Source organism: Shouchella sp. JSM 1781072, from assembly GCF_041949915.1.
Classification (GTDB): Bacteria; Bacillota; Bacilli; order Bacillales; family Bacillaceae_D; genus Shouchella.
On sequence record NZ_JBHFQE010000001.1, the window covers coordinates 1,395,953 to 1,414,951 of the forward strand.

General features: G+C 40.7%; 19 protein-coding genes. 3 read left to right on the forward strand and 16 right to left on the reverse strand.

Annotated features, from left to right (window positions below):
• Nucleotides 1-68: 68 nt before the first annotated feature.
• The 3 genes from ACE1TH_RS07365 to ACE1TH_RS07375 all read right to left on the reverse strand — a co-directional run bounded on the left by ACE1TH_RS07365 (nucleotide 69) and on the right by ACE1TH_RS07375 (nucleotide 2,818).
• On the reverse strand, nucleotides 69-1,457 hold the full coding sequence (locus ACE1TH_RS07365) for an MDR family MFS transporter (RefSeq protein ID WP_099300532.1): 1,389 nt from the start codon (nucleotides 1,455-1,457) through the stop codon (nucleotides 69-71).
• A 140-nt stretch (nucleotides 1,458-1,597) separates the two neighbouring features.
• Nucleotides 1,598-2,389, reverse strand: a complete 792-nt coding sequence (locus ACE1TH_RS07370; protein WP_255225123.1) for a VLRF1 family aeRF1-type release factor — start codon at nucleotides 2,387-2,389, stop codon at nucleotides 1,598-1,600.
• Nucleotides 2,390-2,404: 15 nt separating this feature from the next.
• The gene (locus tag ACE1TH_RS07375; protein ID WP_099300531.1) at nucleotides 2,405-2,818 is read right to left on the reverse strand and encodes an organic hydroperoxide resistance protein; all 414 of its coding nucleotides are present in this window, start codon (nucleotides 2,816-2,818) and stop codon (nucleotides 2,405-2,407) included.
• Nucleotides 2,819-3,016: 198 nt separating this feature from the next.
• Between ACE1TH_RS07375 and ACE1TH_RS07380 the strand changes: the two genes are divergently transcribed.
• On the forward strand, nucleotides 3,017-3,442 hold the full coding sequence (locus ACE1TH_RS07380; protein WP_255225122.1) for a pyridoxamine 5'-phosphate oxidase family protein: 426 nt from the start codon (nucleotides 3,017-3,019) through the stop codon (nucleotides 3,440-3,442).
• Between the two features lie 73 nt (nucleotides 3,443-3,515).
• On the opposite strand, the gene ACE1TH_RS07385 is transcribed toward ACE1TH_RS07380, so the two are convergent.
• The 11 genes from ACE1TH_RS07385 to ACE1TH_RS07435 form a co-directional block, all read right to left on the reverse strand.
• Nucleotides 3,516-4,829, reverse strand: a complete 1,314-nt coding sequence (locus tag ACE1TH_RS07385) for a pyrimidine-nucleoside phosphorylase (RefSeq protein WP_099300529.1) — start codon at nucleotides 4,827-4,829, stop codon at nucleotides 3,516-3,518.
• A gap of 18 nt (nucleotides 4,830-4,847) precedes the next feature.
• Nucleotides 4,848-6,041 carry a phosphopentomutase gene (gene deoB, locus ACE1TH_RS07390; RefSeq protein ID WP_099300528.1) on the reverse strand — a complete coding sequence of 398 codons (1,194 nt, stop codon included), beginning with the start codon at nucleotides 6,039-6,041 and terminating at the stop codon, nucleotides 4,848-4,850.
• 44 nt (nucleotides 6,042-6,085) lie between these two features.
• Nucleotides 6,086-6,982, reverse strand: coding sequence for a site-specific tyrosine recombinase XerD (gene xerD / locus ACE1TH_RS07395; RefSeq protein WP_099300527.1), 897 nt, complete (start codon nucleotides 6,980-6,982; stop codon nucleotides 6,086-6,088).
• 18 nt (nucleotides 6,983-7,000) lie between these two features.
• Nucleotides 7,001-7,219, reverse strand: a complete 219-nt coding sequence (locus tag ACE1TH_RS07400; RefSeq protein ID WP_099300526.1) for a YqzK family protein — start codon at nucleotides 7,217-7,219, stop codon at nucleotides 7,001-7,003.
• Between the two features lie 152 nt (nucleotides 7,220-7,371).
• On the reverse strand, nucleotides 7,372-8,205 hold the full coding sequence (locus tag ACE1TH_RS07405) for a sugar phosphate isomerase/epimerase family protein (protein WP_099300525.1): 834 nt from the start codon (nucleotides 8,203-8,205) through the stop codon (nucleotides 7,372-7,374).
• A complete protein-coding gene (locus ACE1TH_RS07410) occupies nucleotides 8,168-9,142 on the reverse strand; it encodes a DUF6005 family protein (protein ID WP_375078661.1) in 975 nt (324 codons plus the stop codon). Before ACE1TH_RS07410 ends, ACE1TH_RS07405 begins: the two co-directional genes overlap by 38 nt.
• 34 nt (nucleotides 9,143-9,176) lie before the next feature.
• The gene (locus ACE1TH_RS07415; RefSeq protein WP_099300523.1) at nucleotides 9,177-9,446 is read right to left on the reverse strand and encodes a phosphopantetheine-binding protein; all 270 of its coding nucleotides are present in this window, start codon (nucleotides 9,444-9,446) and stop codon (nucleotides 9,177-9,179) included.
• On the reverse strand, nucleotides 9,443-10,669 hold the full coding sequence (locus tag ACE1TH_RS07420; RefSeq protein ID WP_375078662.1) for an AMP-binding protein: 1,227 nt from the start codon (nucleotides 10,667-10,669) through the stop codon (nucleotides 9,443-9,445). Before ACE1TH_RS07420 ends, ACE1TH_RS07415 begins: the two co-directional genes overlap by 4 nt.
• A complete protein-coding gene (locus tag ACE1TH_RS07425) occupies nucleotides 10,656-12,392 on the reverse strand; it encodes an IucA/IucC family protein (RefSeq protein ID WP_375078663.1) in 1,737 nt (578 codons plus the stop codon). The genes ACE1TH_RS07420 and ACE1TH_RS07425 overlap by 14 nt, the downstream gene beginning before the upstream one ends.
• Nucleotides 12,367-14,157 carry an IucA/IucC family protein gene (locus tag ACE1TH_RS07430; RefSeq protein WP_099300520.1) on the reverse strand — a complete coding sequence of 597 codons (1,791 nt, stop codon included), beginning with the start codon at nucleotides 14,155-14,157 and terminating at the stop codon, nucleotides 12,367-12,369. Before ACE1TH_RS07430 ends, ACE1TH_RS07425 begins: the two co-directional genes overlap by 26 nt.
• A gap of 163 nt (nucleotides 14,158-14,320) precedes the next feature.
• Nucleotides 14,321-14,863 (reverse strand): helix-turn-helix domain-containing protein, encoded by a 543-nt coding sequence (locus ACE1TH_RS07435; RefSeq protein ID WP_099300519.1) that lies wholly within the window; start codon nucleotides 14,861-14,863, stop codon nucleotides 14,321-14,323.
• Between the two features lie 156 nt (nucleotides 14,864-15,019).
• On the opposite strand from ACE1TH_RS07435, the gene ACE1TH_RS07440 reads away from it, so the two are divergent.
• Both ACE1TH_RS07440 and ACE1TH_RS07445 read left to right on the forward strand, forming a co-directional pair.
• Complete coding sequence (locus tag ACE1TH_RS07440; RefSeq protein ID WP_255225116.1) at nucleotides 15,020-16,342, forward strand: MFS transporter; 1,323 nt, start codon at nucleotides 15,020-15,022, stop codon at nucleotides 16,340-16,342.
• Nucleotides 16,343-16,360: 18 nt separating this feature from the next.
• Entirely contained in the window at nucleotides 16,361-17,350 is a 990-nt protein-coding gene (locus ACE1TH_RS07445) for an ornithine cyclodeaminase family protein (protein WP_255225115.1), read from the forward strand.
• Between the two features lie 72 nt (nucleotides 17,351-17,422).
• On the opposite strand, the gene ACE1TH_RS07450 is transcribed toward ACE1TH_RS07445, so the two are convergent.
• A complete protein-coding gene (locus tag ACE1TH_RS07450; protein ID WP_255225114.1) occupies nucleotides 17,423-18,076 on the reverse strand; it encodes an ABC transporter permease in 654 nt (217 codons plus the stop codon).
• Nucleotides 18,076-18,999 (reverse strand): osmoprotectant ABC transporter substrate-binding protein, encoded by a 924-nt coding sequence (locus tag ACE1TH_RS07455; RefSeq protein ID WP_255225113.1) that lies wholly within the window; start codon nucleotides 18,997-18,999, stop codon nucleotides 18,076-18,078. Before ACE1TH_RS07455 ends, ACE1TH_RS07450 begins: the two co-directional genes overlap by 1 nt.

The window sequence follows — 18,999 nt, forward strand, 5'->3', positions numbered from 1 at the left end:
AAAAACATCATTTGTTTAAAATGATTGAATGAACTCGAAAAATTGTCAATCAAGCAACTGACTTCATACTATTTTCGAGGATTTTTCTTAATAAAGAATGCCATAATTAAACTAATAAACGCTACAACGGTTGCCACAATAAATGCATTGTTTACGCCTTGAATCATAGATTCACTTTGTCCATTTGAAGCAGAAGACGTCATAACTGATACAAGGATTGCAGTTCCGATTGAACCTGACACTTGTCTCATCGTATTATTCATAGCTGTCCCGTGCGGAATGAGTTCTCTTGGCAAGACATTTAATCCAGCTGTTGTTACAGGCATCAACACAAGAGACAACCCAAACATTCTTACTGCATACACAACTGTTAAGTAGGTTAACGATGTTTCAGCTGTTAAATTGGTATAGAACAATGATGACCCAAAAATGAGCGTTAAGCCAATAATGGCAAGTAGTCTAGCTCCAAATTTATCAAAAATCCGTCCTGTTATTGGCGACATAATCCCCATTAGGACCGCGCCTGGTAAGATTGTTAATCCTGTTTCAAACGCAGAATACCCTTGCATATTTTGCATGAAAATCGGTAGGATCGTTGCCGGACCAACTAACGATACAAATACAAGCATCCCCATCGCTGTTGTTAATGAAAAAACCGGATACGTAAACACTCGAAATTCTAAAATAGGATGATCGAGTTTTAATTGTCTCGTAATAAAAAAGAATAATGAAGCGACCCCAATTACTAACGGTACGTAAACAAGCGGACTTCCCCAACTTGCTTGTCCTGCATTGGAAAATGCAAAGAGTAAACCGCCGAAACCAAACGTCGATAACATAATTGAACTAAGATCAAGCTTCGGATGGCGAAGTGTTGTGACATTCCGCATAATAAAGATTGCCGCAATAATATCAATAATAACAACTGGAAGTAAAATCCAAAATAAAATACTCCAATGATACGATTCAACTAGCCAACCAGACAATGTTGGACCGATTGCTGGGGCAAAAGAGATCACAAGTCCAACCATCCCCATTGCCGTTCCTCGCCGTTCTTTTGGGAAAATTAATAAAAATACTGTTTGCATGAGCGGCATCATGATTCCAGCTCCAGAAGCTTGAATCACACGTCCGACTAGCAAGATGCTGAAATTTGGCGATACGGCACAAATCAACGTTCCGATTCCAAACAACGTCATGGCCGTTAGGAAAAGTGACCGTGCCTTAAATTTTTCAATTAAAAAAGCCGTTATTGGAATCATAATTCCATTAACGAGCATAAAGATCGTCGTTACCCATTGTGCTGCATTCTCGTTAATGTCTAAGTCTGCCATTAAATGCGGTAAAGCTGTTGTTAAAAGTGTTTGATTTAAAATGGCCACGAAAGCGCCGATCAACAATACAGCAACTAAAGGTTTTTTATTAAATTGTGGTATTTCTTCTTTTTCCTCACTCATTCCATAACCTTCTTTTTCTCAAACTAATAGATGTCTTACATTATAGCGACCGCTTTCTTTAAATGTCAAAGTCTTTGCTTCGTTCTTGTTAGCAAAAAAACGCCTCGAAGCATTTACTCCGAGACGTTTACAACCATGACTTATACCACTTCTTCGTTTAATTCTTTAACAATTTCATGGGACTTAAGTTTGGCTAAATTTCTTTTTGAAATTTTCGGGTCATGATTCGACAGCTGCCTTGCAAATTCACTTGTTTGGTCAGGTGAACCAACTAAGTGCATCGTTGACCAGTTTTTTTGCTTTGATTCTTTCTCAATTTTTTGAGCAATTTTCTTGAACCATCGCTGTTGGTTCGCATCAAATCGATCGGCATATTGTTCTCGGTGAAGCGCTGCTCCTGCTTCAGCTTGCGGCCTTGCACCAACATATTCTTTCCAATCTTCTGATTCAATGTCCCAACTATATTGCTTCTCTTCAATCACTTCACCGAGACTCGTTTCAACCGTATGAACATCGGTTTTTTTAATCATGACAATACCCGATAACGGAAACTTTTCTTCTAACGCTTCCAATTGATCAACGACTGGATGCTTTTCCCAGCGAAAATCATTTTCGACCGGTACTTGCAACTTCTTTAATTGGACATCTCCTTCAGAAGAACCAATAAACACGATGCTTTTCGGCATATTCGTGGATAATTCCATAATTTGCTGCTCGGCTTGCTTTTTTAATTTTTTAAAGGCATGTAGTTCGGGTTCATTATCACTAACCTCTAAGTATTCTTCAAGCTTTTTAAGCCCATTCTTTAGGCGAATCTTCCATTCTCCTTTTTGTTGATCGACACTTGTTTTCCCAGTCTGTAAATAGATCGTTAAACAACCGTTATCACATTGAATTTGCTTTAAGCGTTTTAAATCCTTTGCTAGTGACAATAGACACCCTCCTTATTATTGCGCTTTAGCCGTTAGTTTCACTTGAATGTTTCCGCGCGTAGCTTTTGAATATGGGCAGAATTCGTGAGCTTTTTCAACTAATTCTTCTGCCTCTTCTTGAGAAACACCATTAATTTCAACTTCTAATTCGGCTCCAATCTGAAAACCATTATCAGATGGATCTTTTACTAAAGAAACGTGAGCTGTTGTTTTAGACTCAATGTCTTTCTTTGCATTTGAAGCCATTAAATTTAAAGCACCATCAAAACAAGAAGCGTAACCTGCTGCAAACAATTGCTCTGGATTGGTTCCTTCTTTCTTAGAACCTGGTTTTACTAGATTTAAGTCAAGAAATTGATCGTCCGATTGAACTGTACCTTCACGACCACCTTGAGCTGTTGCTTTTGATGTATAGACGATATCTGCCATGTTTAACACTCCTCTTTAAAACTTTGTACACTCTCTATATAGACGAAATTACCTTTTCATAAACATCGAAAATAAAAGATTTTTAACATCTTTCTATTCAGCGCGAAAAACTCCTTGTAAAGTTCGTATGCAGATTCAGGTTTTATTTTTATTTTGAGAGGAATACTATTTATAGCTTATGAAAAGGAAGTGTTTGGCATGGATGAAAACAAAGTGAAAGAACAAGTGTTAGCTGTTATGGAAGATCATAAAATTGGTTCTCTTGCAACAGTAAAGGACAAAAAGCCACATTCACGCTATATGACGTTTTACAATAAGGACTTCACACTTTTTACACCGACAGATAAAGACACATACAAAGCTGAAGAAATTGATGAAAACCCCAACGTACATGTGCTGCTAGGGTATACCGGTGAAGGCTATGATGATGCGTTTATTGAATTTCAAGGAAAAGCGACTATTCGAGATGATCAAGAAACGAAAGATGCATTTTGGCACGATTCATTAAAACACTATTTTGATAGCGCCAACGACCCATCGTATATTTTATTAGAGTTACAGCCAAAAACCATCCGATTAATGAATAAAGGTGATCACACACCTCACGAGATCTCGTTTGATTGAGTGTATTCACGTCACAAAGAAATAGACCATTGTAATATGAAAAAGACCGATGCACAGGCATCGGTCTTTTTATTTACCCTTGTTCTGGATAAATTTCTTTATAAATTAACTTCGCTTTTTTTGGTTGTTCCGCTTGTAAATGATAGCTTTCTTGCACAAGCTCTTTAATGTCTTCTACTTCTTCCCGGTTAGCAAATAAGGTCACTAATGGCTCGCCAACCTCGACTCTATCGCCGATTTTCTTTTTCAATTTCAACCCAACTGCAAGATCGATCTTATCCTCTTTTGTTGCACGTCCTGCACCTAACTGCATCGCCGCTACGCCAATTTTGTCAGTGGCAATTTCGTATACGTACCCCTCTTCAATCGCAGGGACATCAATTTCGTAAGTTGCCTGTGGAAAAAGTGAAGGATCGTCAATGACTGCAGGGTCCCCGCCTTGACTCTCGACAAACACTTTCATCATTTCAACTGCTTTTCCGTTCGCGATCACTTCTTCTAGCTGTTTACGTGCATCTTCTACACTACTTGCTTTATCTGCTAAATAAACCATATGGCTACCTAATACTAAACATAACTCAAGTACATCCTCTGGTCCTTCCCCTTTTAACACGTCAATGGCTTCTTTTATTTCAATTGCGTTTCCGACACCTACACCAAGTGGTTGATTCATATCGGAGATCACAGCCATCGTTTTCCTTCCAACATTTGCTCCAATATCAACCATTGCTTTTGCTAGAGCGGAAGAGTCTTCTAATGACTTCATAAAAGCACCTGAGCCCGTTTTTACATCAAGTACGATGGCGTCTGAGCCAGAAGCAATTTTTTTACTCATAATGGAACTTGCAATTAACGCCATTGAATTAACCGTCCCTGTTACATCGCGCAGTCCATATAGCTGTTTATCAGCTGGCGTCAAGTTCCCAGTTTGACCTGCAACAGCTAAACCTTTTGTTTGAACCTGTTCTAAGAAATCCTTCGTATCCATATCACAAGAGAAGTTCGGAATCGCTTCCAGTTTATCAATCGTACCACCTGTATGGCCAAGACCTCTTCCAGACATTTTTGCAACAGGTACACCTGCAGCAGCCACGAGTGGCACAAGCGCAATCGTTGTTTTGTCGCCAACCCCACCGGTTGAATGCTTGTCCACTTTAATCCCATCGATTGATGACAGATCAATTTGGTCGCCTGATTCCGCCATTGCAATGGTTAATTCAGCTCGTTCGCTTGAATCCATATCTTGAAAATAAATCGCCATTGCTAACGCTGATACTTGGTAATCAGGAATTCGATCAGCCGTATACTCCGTAATAAACCAGCGAATTTCTTCTTTCGTTAATTGTAATCCGTCTCTTTTCTTCTCGATAATGTCAACCATTCTCATTGTAGCGGTTCCCCTTTTCTACTGCTTATTTGCTTGTAATTCTTTTAAAAAGCTTGTTCCGTATTCTGGTGCTTTCACATTAAAGTTGTCTGCAATTGTCGCGCCTAAGTCTGCAAATGTGTCACGATGCCCAAGGTCTACTGCTTTAAGCTCTTTTCCATAAACAAGTAACGGCACAAGTTCTCTCGTATGATCCGTACCTGTGTGGGTTGGGTCATTTCCGTGATCAGCTGTTATAATGAGTAAGTCGTCTGCTTTTAATTTCGGAAGCAATGCTTGTAACTGTTCATCAAAAACATTAATCGCCTTTCCGTACCCTTCAACATCACGACGGTGTCCGTAAAGTGCATCAAAATCAACAAGATTTAAAAAGCATAAACCCGTAAACGATTCATCTACTTGCTTCATCATTTTCTCCATACCGTCATCATTAGACTCTGTTCGAATAGAGGTTGTTACCCCTTCACCATCATAAATGTCGGAAATCTTGCCTAACGCAATCGAATCTAGACCAGCGTCTTCAAGCGCATTCATAACTGTTTTACCGAATGGCTTAAGTGCATAATCGTGACGATTGGCGGTACGCTTCCACCCTGATGCATCGCCGACAAATGGACGAGCGATAATTCGACCTACCATATATTTCGGATCTAACGTTAATTTTCGCGCAATCTCACAAATGCGGTAAAGCTCGTCCACAGGTACAACATCTTCGTGTGCAGCAATTTGTAAAACCGAGTCAGCCGATGTATACACAATTAATTTCCCTGTTTCGACGTGTTCACTGCCAAGCTCATCAAGAATCTCTGTTCCTGATGCCACTTTATTTCCAATGATGCCGCGACCGGTCTTCTCCTCTAATTCATGCAGCAATTCATCTGGGAACCCATCAGGGAACACGCTGAACGGTTCATCAATTCTTAGACCCATAATTTCCCAATGTCCTGTCATCGTATCTTTGCCGACAGACGCTTCTTGCATAATGCCGTAACTTGCCGTAGGATCTTGTACAGCTTCAATGCCTTTTAAAGGCGCTAGTTTTCCTAAGCCTAACTTTTCTAATTGTGGAATGTGAAATGCCTCATACTTATCAGCAATCGAGCCGAGGGTGTTTGTCCCTTTATCTCCAAATGCTTCCGCATCCGGCGCCTCTCCAATCCCAACTGAATCCATTACAATTACAAATACGCGATTAAATGTGTGTGTCAATATGTCGTCCTCCTGTTAGCTAAAGCCTTTTTCAATGTCCATTCCTATTATGCTCTTGGATGATGTTTTAAATAAACATCCTTCATACGCGTTTTGGTTACATGTGTGTAAATTTGCGTTGTAGAAATATCCGAATGCCCCAGCATTTCTTGGACTGAACGCAAATCAGCCCCGTTCTCTAACAAATGTGTCGCAAAAGAATGGCGCAACGTATGCGGGCTAAAGTTTTTTTGGATGTTTGCTTGTTTTGCACGTTGTTTTAAGATCTTCCAAAATCCTTGTCGTGTGAGCGGTTTCCCATAATGGTTTACAAATAAATACGAGTGATGATTTCTTTTTAACAGTATGCCTCTGCCCCGGTCTAAGTACTGTGTTAACGCTTTTGATGCTGCGGTTCCAAGTGGAACAATTCGCTCCTTGTTTCCTTTTCCAATGACACGTAAAAACCCCATCGTTAGATGCACATGATCTAATTGTAAAGACGTTAACTCAGTCACCCTAAGTCCTGAAGCATAGAGAAGCTCAAGCATAGCTGTATTCCGCAACTCCAATGCTTCACTTCCAAACGTTTGTGGTTGTAAAAGGCTTTCTACCTCGTCGGCACTTAAATAGTGAGGAAGTCGCTTTTCTTGCTTTGGTGATTCAATCAACGAAGAAGGGTCACTTTCTGTATAACGTTCCCGGTATAAGAAACCATGTAGCGACCGCACCGATGTAAGCACCCTCGCCATTGTCGCCGGTGACTTTCCGCTATGTTTAAGCTCGTACAAAAACGATTGTATAACGTGATGAGTCACATCTGAAAATGATGCAATGTGTGCGTGTTCTAAGTAACCGACATACTGCTTTAAGTCACGCTGATAAGAATCTAACGTATTCGCGGACAACCCTTTTTCAACTTTTATAAAATGGACAAATTGATGAACATCCTCTTGTAAACGCATCCTCGTACCCCTTCATTCTTATTCACCGTCTAATAAAAACAGTGTTAGACGCTGAAGCACGTTCATGTCTTCATCAGAAACGGCGATTGACGATGCTTTTAATGCATTTCCTTCCGGTACATCATATCGATGCAATTCGCTTAATTCATCCGTCACCCATAGAATACCATAGTAGAAAATGGCTGTGCATGCAACAAATAAGATTACCGCTTTCATTGTATTAAATAGAACTCTCATCCTTTTCCCTCACTTTTCATAGTCTCTGTCTTCTACACTATGCCAAGTTCAAGCAAGTCTATACATGTAAATCAAAACGATTTCGAACACCTAGTCACGTTTACATAAAAATACTACCAAAGACTTTGTTCTTTCGACTCTGGTAGTTTCGTTTAAGAAAATGAATGATAAATCTTTTTCTTTTGGTAGGGAAGCAATTTTCGATTATCTGCCTGTAAGACGTCAAACGGGTGATGGCCAAACCATTCTAGCGACACATGACAGTCACTAAAATCATGTTGCGTGAAGAAGTGGTGATAATCGATGCAGCCTGTAAATAGACTCGTCATGCCTTTTCGAGAATCCGACGGCTGAAACACACGCTCAGGGTGAAACACACTTAATTGGCTGCGGTCCGTCACATTTTTAAGATGGAAATGAGTTATAAACGGATATAGCTCAATAAAGGCTTGATCGATGTCAGCACCACTCTCCCAAGTATGTAGCACGTCAAAATTAATTTTTAATGCAGGGTGGTTAACTTCCGCAAGCAATTGAAGCGTCGAGGGAATCGTGTCACATAACGTCCGGGGATGAATTTCCACGACTACATTCATTCCATTTCGAGAAACCATCACACATACCTCTCGAAGTTTCGTAACAAGCTGCTTTCTCTCGCCCTTCTCTACTTGACCACTTCCTCTATTACCAGCAAACACGCGAATTTGATTCGTTTCCCAACGCTCAGCTAATAAAATTAAGGTTTTTGCAGCTTGATAAATGGTTGACCACTCTTTCTCAAACGGTAAATAATCGCTTAACATCGGCACGATCAATCCGTGTGAACGTAGCCATTGTCCGTTTAACTGTGAATTCGCCATTAAATGCCTAGCATGGGTTCCCCACATCTCTATGCCAGCAAACCCTTGCGCTGCCGTCCATTGTGCAAGCTGTTCAATTGATTGCAGGCTATTTCGAAATGAAATGGTACAAATCGAGACGTTCATCGCTTCCTCCTTTATTCTTATTGATCACATTTGCTCTTTCCTCATTCCATTTCTCAAAATAATGAATAAGCTGCTGTTTGATGTTCATCTCGCGCTCAAACTGACTTTCAAGTTGCGCACAAAGCTGATCATGGTCAGCTTGCCTTTTTGTTTTGGCAAGCTTAATCGCGCGATATTGTACTATTTTATAGCCTTTTTCTAATGCCTCAATTTCGTCACACCAGTTGTCAAACTCCGTCTCACTGAACTGTAGCTTAAACCAGAAAAACGCAAATGCATGCTCATACGCGTATTTACGAATTGCGAGGACAGGTAATTGTTTTAACGCATCTCCGAGCTCACTTAGTAAATAATCCTCGTCAAACCAAAATGAATCCACAATTCGTTGAACCGCTTCTGTTAATGGATTGGTTTCTGCCTTCATGCATGTGCGAAAATACGCATCCACCGTTTCATCTGTTGGCGGACGAATCTGGTCACCATTAAACACATAGCCACCACTGACGTGAGGAGATTGTATCGCGTTTATAATCTCCTCTTTCTGCATGCGTCCTTCCCAACGAAAATCTGGATCAAACATAAACCACTCTGTCGAATTCTCAGTTTTTTCTAACATGACATAGTGCGGAAAAGGGGAATGATGAAATTTATTCTCACGCTCAGGCAACAAAGCGAGATCGAGCATCACCATGACATGCGTATCTTTATTTTTTTCTTCCACTAGTTGAACAAGCTTTTGTATGTTCGCCGATTTGCTTTTTAACGGCTCATACCACTCCTTTAACGTAATGCCGTACAATGTTTCATACCACTCTTTAAAAAACGTATGGTCTACATCATCTGCATGGTAGGCTAGCGCCCCTTTTTCATTTACAAAGAAATCCGCATCCCAAACGCCAAAATAATAAGGTCGGTGATCAACGCCTCGTTTTTTCAAAAGCTCACATACACAACTTACAAAACAATGAACTTTAATCATAGGCAGGTGCCGACTGATGCTTTCCTTCAATAAAGCGGGCTAAGCTTTCAACGTTATAAAATGTATCCCGATCTAGTTGTTCATCAGAGATTGCAATGCCGTACTCCGTTTCCAGTTGAACTAACAGGTGTAAAATCATGACCGAATCAACCGCCAAATCTTCATTTAATCGTGCTTGTTCATGAAACAAATGAAGTGTATGTACATGTAATTCGTTTTTTAAAATTAAGCGAATCGTCTTTACTGCTTCTTTATAGGTCATACTTTACTCGCTCCTAACTGCTTTCTATTTACTTTTCCGTTCGGGCCTTTTACAATCTCATTTACAAGATGAAACTCTTTCGGTAGTTGATGGGGAGCCATATAAGATGTGCACCATGCCCGTAATGGCCCTGCATCAGTCATTGTACTGACCACTTGCACACAAACACGCTCTCCAGACAACGCATCTGTTTTCTTATAGACAACCGCGTCTTTCACCTCATGGTGTTGAAGCAGAACACGTTCAATTTCATAAGGATATACATTTAAACCAGCAACATTGATCACATCGCTTACTCGCTCAACGTAATAGAGGGTACCGCCCTCATCGAAGTAGCCAAGATCATCGGTATGATGCGTTTTCTGAGTGCTCGAAATGGAAATCGGAGCTGGCTCCCCTTTTTTACCTGCAGTCACACGGTGATGAGACAGCGGAAAACCTACTTCATTAGGGTGACTGATATCGGTTCCGACGCTGATACAACCGATTTCTGAACACCCGTATTGTTGCATAACAAATGTACTCGCAGCTTTTATTTCTTCAAGCCATGTCTCTGGTAAACGAGCGCCTGAGGTCATGACACCATTCAAGGAGTGTTTCGCCACTTTTGCAAGTAGATGAAGCAGTGGTGGCGCCGCATACAGAAGGTGATTTGGGTACTTTTTTGTTTGAGCGAGGACATAGTTAGGATTTTGTGTCGTTACCACTACAACCGTTTTTCCTTGGTGCATACCTGCTAATACACCGCTAATTAGTCCGTAGGAATGAGTGACAGGGCAAGCCACAATAATCGTATCCACTTGTACAGATGTAAATGCACGTTTATATGCTTCTAACTCGTCGTCAATCGAAGTCCATGAACGAACGATTTGCTTTGGCGCACCTGTCGTTCCTGAACTAAACTGAACAAGCCCTTTTTCATGGTTCGCTTCAGCTTCATTTAGCGTGATCGGTGCTTCCATCGACTGATAAAACAAATAGTAGCACCCTCCTTCCCTAGCAATCCGTTTTGCCGCTTCAATCGGCGTTGAGGGATGGATCGGTACAATGCTTGCATCTTTTTCTTTTAAATAAGAAACGAGCATGATCCATTTTCCACTATCATTTGGACAAACGGCAATTCGCCATTTCTCTGCCTTCGACCAAATCGGATGCTCGTTTAGCTTGTTTTGATAGTGCTTAAACGCTTTCTCTGAGTACGTTCGCTCGTCAACGTGTAACATAGACTTCCTCCATTTGTAATCCATTTCGTATAAGATGTTGGGTAGCTCCATCGTTTTGCCATTTTTTTCGAAAAAGTGATTCCGCTGTTTGCATCTGGGAGAAAAACTGAAACGAATCAAAACGAACTTTTGACAGAGCGTTTTTTTCTCGATAATTGTTTAAACAACGAGAAACGATTGTCCAAAAGGAATCTTCTTTGAATCCGTACACAGCGTCTAACTGCCATGACAGTTCGGTTAAGTGATAAACAAAAAGTGTATCCACCACAAGTTCTCTTAACGCTTCAACTGACGACATCCAGTAATAATCATTCATTTTTCCAACTTGAAACTGTTTGTGGAGGGATGAAAAGTCAGGTATAGCATCTTTATTCCTTGAAAAAGGTTCATAATATTCCAAACTCTCATGAAAATCTCGCAACATAATTCCTTTAGGCCAGCCATTATCTTGAATAAGCATGACATTTTGTCCATGAGCTTCTAACGCAATGCCATGCTCCACGCATAAATGAATGATGGGTATGACGCTAACGTTTACCAATTGCGTAAGCCAAGCTTTTATGCCGTATGTGTTCAAAGACGTATCAATAAATAAAAGACCATCGTTTTCAATCATAGAAAGTGCATTAAACGGGATGGCCTGCTCACCATCTTGTAAATGACGTGTAACACTGTCTCGAAATAGTACGTTAAGTTCATCTTTTATTCTCGGATTCTTTGCCGTTTCATACGAAGCCCCTGCGTATTCTTTTAAAATCCGCACATCGCCATGTTTATAAAAAAATGAATCTTGCTCGACAATTGTTTGCAGCCATTGTGAGATTGGTGCTGCAGCCGCAATGCTTTCAGATTGAATGGTTCGCACAGAAGATGTATTCATAACGTGCAGAGGCAACTTCACATGCGCTTTCTGTACATCGCTGTGATTGAGCAATGTGCGTAACGACTGGGTAGCGCCATACTGATCACCGAATGTGCCTAAGAATAAAATATCTTTTGTTTGCAGTTCATCTTCCAGTACCTCCTCTTTCAAATAGGACCATTGCCACGGGTGAATCGGCATTAACCGATATTCATAAAGTTGTCCACCTGCTTGACATAATGCTTCAACAACTTGCTTCCATGTTTGATGACCAAATTCTTTCTGTAGAAAACTATGTTCTTCTTCCGGATAATAAGTTTTAACATCTTCTTTTTTTATCCCTAGCCAAACAAGTTGAAACGTTGCTTTAGCTTCATTGCCATACCTTTGATGATCCTCAAGGGCAAAGCCTGTTCGCGCTTTAAAGCAAGGGTGATACGGGTGTCCTTCGGTGAGTGATGCTTCTAGCTGTTCATACGACAGTTCTCTCCTAGAACGCAACGATACAAGATGTTGTTCGTTCCATTCAGATAATAAAGCAGTTTGCTTTAGTTCGTGCATGAGCACTTTTTTTTGCTGATGTGTTAACGGTGCTTCGCCAATCAAGTCGTCAATCGTCGGAATTGCTTGGCTACCTTTGTCTTTTTTTAACGGCATGCCTTGGAGCCGAACACGATCAAAAGCGGAGCGTTTCCCTAAGCATTGATACGTATGGATTGATCCTTGAACAATAAACTGTTTCCACCCTTCTTCAAGGTCATATTCTTCATAAGGCAACAGTTTTTCAAACAAAATCGCCTCCATACATTGACGAATGATTCGTTGTTCTACTTGATTAGGTAGCTTCGATGGTTTGCTCATAATGAACCTCCATCACGTTCTTTTGTAAGAGTGGGTTCTTTATTTTGACATAAACCGCTTGTTCGAGTGCTTCTGCTAACTCATCCACATCATGAAAACGTGTAAGCAAGTTCGCTTTAAAAGCAAGCGTTTCTTTCGTTAACAAATGTTGCACAAACGTTTTACCTGCCCCTGTGTAATCTTGACTACCTTGTTCAAGTCTTGTTCGGAGGATCTGAAGCAATTGACACTCTTCTATTAATCCGTCCACACCAAACCGATGGATGATTCCGAATACTTGATTCATAAACAAATAGTATGTAAAGCGATTATTGATCTCTTCATCTTCATAAAACAGTCCCTCTGCTTCTTGTAACTCAGGTTCTTGACTCAGCAAGCATTCACGATAAGAAGTCGCCAAATAATATCCTTGGTTGTCGCGATAATAGTAGGTTTTGGGATAGTCGTTCTTCAGATCAAGTAAACTATTTTGCTGGTGCGCTTCTAATGCAATTCCAAGTTCATCATATAAAGAAATTAACGGCATAACCGCATTCTTTAAGTAATGGCAAAACCATTTTTCACTAATTGCCCCCACTGATTTATGCTCAGAATGGGCAAGTGTCTTAATAATTTTCGCTAACTTTGAATCACTCCCGGGGATAGGATCTTGCACAAGAGCTGCGATTGACGTTACCCCTTCCCCACCATCTTTAAAAGGATTACAGCGAATAATGGTCTCAAACCCTGATTCTTGTGTATTCGGAAACGTCACAGTCATGTAGGCAGGGTCCGTAACAAACTGACATGTATCGCTCTGCCAAGTACCACCTTTAATGAGCTTAGCCACAAGAATGCCAGCTCGTAGTTCGTGTTGCTTATTGACTCGTAAAGAATTTGTTACTTTAACCGGTATAGAGAATTTGTACATCCAGTTACTCTTTTCATGAAAGACTGTTCGAACCGACGACGTTGCCGTGAAAAATTCGCCTAACGGGCCCCTATCTTGGATAAGACCGTCTTTCATTGCTTGTTTGACATGAGGCTGATCACGTAAATAATAGGCTTGCAATGGATGCATGGGAAATGGAAACCACTTCTCATCTAACTCACTACATACATTTTCATGGACGATGTCCCATACACTCTCTTCATCAATTGATTCTTGCTGAATTAGCGTATGATGAACATAAAAATAATACAGTTGAAACGTTCCCCTTAATTCTGGTGCATACGCGGCGTGCTGCCAGAAAGCCATCCCCTGGCGACTTTTAGGGGTTGGATGAAGCCAGTGACCAAATAGTAAAGACTGCTCAGCTTCAATAAACGATTGTTTTGGATCATGAATATCTTCGTTTGCTGTTAACCGCTGCTCAAGATACGTACACATGGAATGATAGCTCTCAAGCATGCGGACAAGACATTCATCAAAGCACGACTTTCTAGATTTGCTATATGTTGCTTCAAAATGAAGTTCTTGTATAAGCGTAATGAGTACGAAGAGCGCCTCTTGTTCAACCCAACCGGTGTCAGCGTTCCCTTTAAGAACGGTACCGAACGTGTGTCGACCCACAAGAGATTCATACCAAATTTCAATACGTAAACTAGCTTGCTGTTTTGGGAGCTGCATTTCTAGAAAATGCTCTGATTGAAGCAGCGTTGAATGGTGCACTTGATTTATTATAGAAACAGGTAATATGCTCCCTTTCTTTGTTTCACGAATATAGCTATTAAGAAATGCTTGTAAAGACGCATTTTCAGCTATACGTTTAGCGGACTGCTGCATAAAACCTTCCCTTTCTTTTCAAATGATAGTAATTCTCATTTACACGCAAAAATAAATGACCGCTCTCGGTCTATATCATTATTATATTGAAAATGATTCTCATTATCAATACTTTTTTGAAGATCCTTCCAAATACCTATCCAACATGAACGTAAAAAAAGCTCTAATTCAGAGCTTTCTTCGCTACAACTTGCAACAATTTAACGGTTTCGTCTGAGTAATTAATCCAGTTATGCGCTTCTGTTGATTCGAAATGGAAACTGTCTCCTTCATGGAGCTCATACACCGTATCTTTATAAACGAAGGTTAAAGTCCCTTCTAACACAAAGATAAATTCTTGTCCTTCATGTATGAAAGGCGTAATGCTTTCTTTTGTCGGCAACAGCGTTACAATTCTCGGTTCAAAAATCGGTTCTGCCATTCCCCCCACTAACGATTGATAATGAAAAAAGTCTGAAGTGTTTTTAACAATGTTTTGCTTTTTAATAGGTCGATCGTCATATTCATTTTTCGAAAAAAATTGACTAGCACTTATGTTCAATGCATCCGAAATTTTATTCAGCGACTCTAATGTCATTGATGATTTCCCACGTTCAATCTGCGACAAAAAACTAATGGAAAGACTTGTTTTTTCTGCTAATTGTTTTAACGTAAACTTTTTTTGCTTTCGTATTTTTTTAATTTCTAACCCAATCGATTGCCGCATGATCTCACTCCATAAATAAATTTTCAAAAAATATTGTACTTTCTATATCTCCTCTGTATAATAACATCATACTAATGTTAACGCTTGCTTCAGCTCTTTTTTTTGCAGAGTAATTGAAGTGACACTGTAATTTCTGATTATTCAGGAGGTAAAAAAATGAGTTCATCACAAACAGCTTTGGAGACAAACCCAACCAAACCAGTAGTATCCAAAAAAGATGCCCGCAAAGCTCTTATCGCTAGTTTAATCGGTAGTTCAATTGAATGGTTTGATTATTTTTTGTATGGCACTGTTGCTGCAATCGTTTTAAATCAGTTATTCTTTCCGTCATCTGATCCAGCCGTTGGTGTCATGCTAGCCTACGTCACATTCGCTTTACCTTTTTTCATTCGCCCATTAGGTGGAGTTATTTTCAGCCATATTGGTGACAAAATTGGCCGAAAGCAAACCCTTGTTATAACCCTTTCACTTATGGGTGGCGCAACCGTCCTAATTGGTTTGCTTCCAACTTATGAGATGATCGGCGTCTGGGCGCCTATCTTATTAATTACTTTACGCTGTATTCAAGGTCTTGGCATTGGCGGCGAATGGGGAGGCGCCCTTCTCTTAGCTGTAGAGTACTCTCCGAAGAAAAAAAGAGGCTTTTTTGGAAGCGTTCCGCAAATGGGTGTCACCATTGGGATGCTAATGGGCACAATCGCCATCTCCATTATGAGCTTATTACCAGATGAACATTTTATGGCATGGGGTTGGCGTGTACCATTTGTTTTTAGTGCGGTCCTCGTCTTTTTAGGATTATGGATTCGTAAATCACTTGATGAAACACCATCTTTTAAAGAAGCAAAAGAGTCCGGAAATATTGCCAACGTCCCTCTTTTTGATACATTTCGATACCACTGGCGATCCGTGCTCATTGCAGTCGGCGCCAAAGTCGTGGAAACAGGGCCATTCTATATTTTCTCTACTTTTGTAATCGCCTACACAACCACTTATTTAACGTTTGATCGTTTAACCGCTTTAAATGCTGTAACGATCGGAACCCTTGCAGCAACGTTGATGATTCCGTTGATGGGTTCACTTTCCGATAAAATTGGTCGTAAACCTGTCTTTATTTTTGGAGCCATTGGTATGATGGCTTTCGCTTTTCCTTATTTTTATCTTTTATCCCTTGATTCAACGCTCTGGTTAATTGTTGCGACTGTGGTGGCACTTGCCTTATTTTGGGCACCTGTTACAGCGGTTCTTGGCACGATGTTCTCTGAAATTTTCAGTGCAAACGTCCGCTATACTGGTGTCACGGTTGGTTACCAAATTGGTGCAGCGGTTGCAGGTGGAACAGCACCACTTCTGGCTACTTATTTGCTGAACACATTTAATAACTCTTCAATTCCAATTTCTATTTACATCGTTCTAGCAGGCGTCATTTCCATTATTGCCGTTGCAGTGACGAGGGAAACAAAAAACCGAGAACTCGATTAGAAAGGGGCTACACCTATTATGCTCATCCTAACAAAATCAATGATTGAATCGCTTTATACGATGGAAGACTGCCTTGAAGATGTTACTCATGCGTTTTTAGCAAACCGTCACAAGACAACCCCTGTTCGAACCGCACTTGATCATCCAGCAACGAATGGTACAAGTCTTTACATGCCCGCCTATAGTGAAGATTTAGGGTATAGCGCTATTAAAACGGTGAGTGTTTTTCCTGATAACCCTAAGCTAGGCAGACCGGCTTTGCGTGGAACCATTCTTTTAACGGATACAACTACCGGTGAGCACGTCGCTTTAATGGACGCTTCTTATTTAACGATTTTACGGACTGGAGCAAGCAGTGGTGTTGCCACACGTGTTTTAGCGAAAAAAACAGCCACGACGTTAAGCATCATTGGAACTGGCGCACAAGCTGTTGGGCAAATTCAAGCTGTGCTTGCTGTACGCCCGATCACGACCATTTACTTATTTAATCGAACAGAAGAAAAAGCACGCTCTTTTGCAGAACAATTACCAGCACACATTCCGAATTGGAAAGGTGAAATCGTTGTTGTAACGTCTGCTAAAGAAGCCGTTCAAGCAGCAGACATTCTTGTGTGTTCAACGAAATCGACTACACCTGTTTTTGATGGAGACGATCTTTTACCTGGAACACATATTAACGGTATTGGATCTTTTCAAGCGTCGATGCAAGAAGTGGATGTCACAACGTTAAAACGGAGTCAAAAAGTCGTTGTCGATACGCTAGAAGGGGCAAATCATGAAGCAGGTGATCTCCTAATTCCTTCACAAAAAGATGAGTGGTCATTTGATCAGATCTATAGTGAAATTGCGCCAATACTTGCTAGGGAAAAACAAGGTCGCGTAACAGATGAGGAAATTACTTTTTATAAATCGGTTGGTGTTGCCTATCTTGATACAGTTGTTGCGGTTGCAGTCTTCCAAAAAGCTGTTCAAGCTGGCTTAGGAGCAAAGATTGAGCTACATCAATAAACGGATCTTTACTGAAAAAGACGGATTGCCAATTGAGGCGAATCCGTCTTTTTTTACGCTAGTTTATAAAGATTATGTTGAAGATCGATTTGCTGGATTCAGGCGACGTTCAATTGTCCCTAAAACGAGATCAGCGATGATGGCCATAACCGCTGTTGGGATCGCACCTGCAAGAATAATTGCCGTCCCGTCGGTTGCATTCGTACCTCGAACGATAATTGCCCCGAGTCCACCTGCTCCAACGAACGTTCCAACAGCGACAATACCAATGCCTATGACAAGGGCTGTTCGAATTCCTGCCATGATCACACTTATCGCAAGCGGAAATTCCACCTTACTTAACAATTGAAGCTTCGTCATACCTGAAGCATAGGCAGCTTCTATGACACTTTTATCCACGCCTCTTATTCCTACATATGTGTTTTGAATAATCGGTAAGAGTGAATAAAAGAACACCGTTGTGATGACCGTCGTAGTTCCTAGTCCCATGACCACCATCGTAATCGCCATGAAGCCTAGTACCGGAATCGTTTGTATCACGCTCCCTGCTGATAACACCCAACCACTAATTCGGCCATACTTCGCAATTAAAATTCCTACTGGAATGGAAATAATCGCAGCAAACAACACCCCGTAAGCAGCCATAAGAAAGTGCCGATAAAACTCTTCCCAAATATAAAAACCATTTTGAGAAACATACGTAACCATTTGCTCATAAAACCCCATTACGCACCCTCCTCTTCAACTTGCTTGTCTTCAAAGTAATAATTCTCTTCTAGTAAGTCCTGTGCAATCGTGGCAGGACTTACTAATTCTACATCTGCTAAATAATTCATTTGCTGCATATCTTCTGTTGTTACAATACCGCCTAGTTTTGCTAGAATTGTTTCCAATTCTGGATGTTCCTCGATGACTTCATTTCGAATAACTGGCGAAGCATCATAGGGTGGGAAAAAATCATCTTCAAGCACGACTAAATCATAAGCCGCAATTCGACCATCCGATGAATAGGCAAGCACAGCGTCCATATTTCCTGAAGCTGCCGCATCGTAAACAAGTCCTACAGACATGGGATAAATATTTCCAAACTCAAAGTGTGTTTCCGTAAATGCTTGGTAACCGTCACCTTGTCGGTTCACCCATGAATTATCCACACCAAAATTCATATCTGCTGCGAACGGTCTTAAATCTTCGACATGTTCAATGCCTTCTTCTTCCGCAAATTCCGCTGTAATTGAAATCGTATAGCTATTTTCAAATCCGTAAGAATCAGCCCAAGTCTGATTAAATTGTTCATCAAACTCCCGTTGCACAGTGTTCATTGCTTCTTCTGGGTCTGTAATTTCCGGCATATTCAGCGCACCGGCAATATCCGTTCCAGTGTACCGCGTTGCTGTAATATCCACTTCTTCTTGCATCATCGCCTGGTGTTGCACGATAGATGAACCTAGATTGGTAATAAGCTCTGTTTCTAAATCTGTATAATGTTCAATCATTTGTGAGACAATATGACCCCATATTTCTGACTCAACTGTATTAATTGTTCCAATGCGAATGGTATTTTCAGAAGGTCCACTTAACCCTGGTAGCGAACAGCCTGAAAAGACGAGCAATGAGGCAAGGAACAAAGAGATTCTATGTTTCTTCAT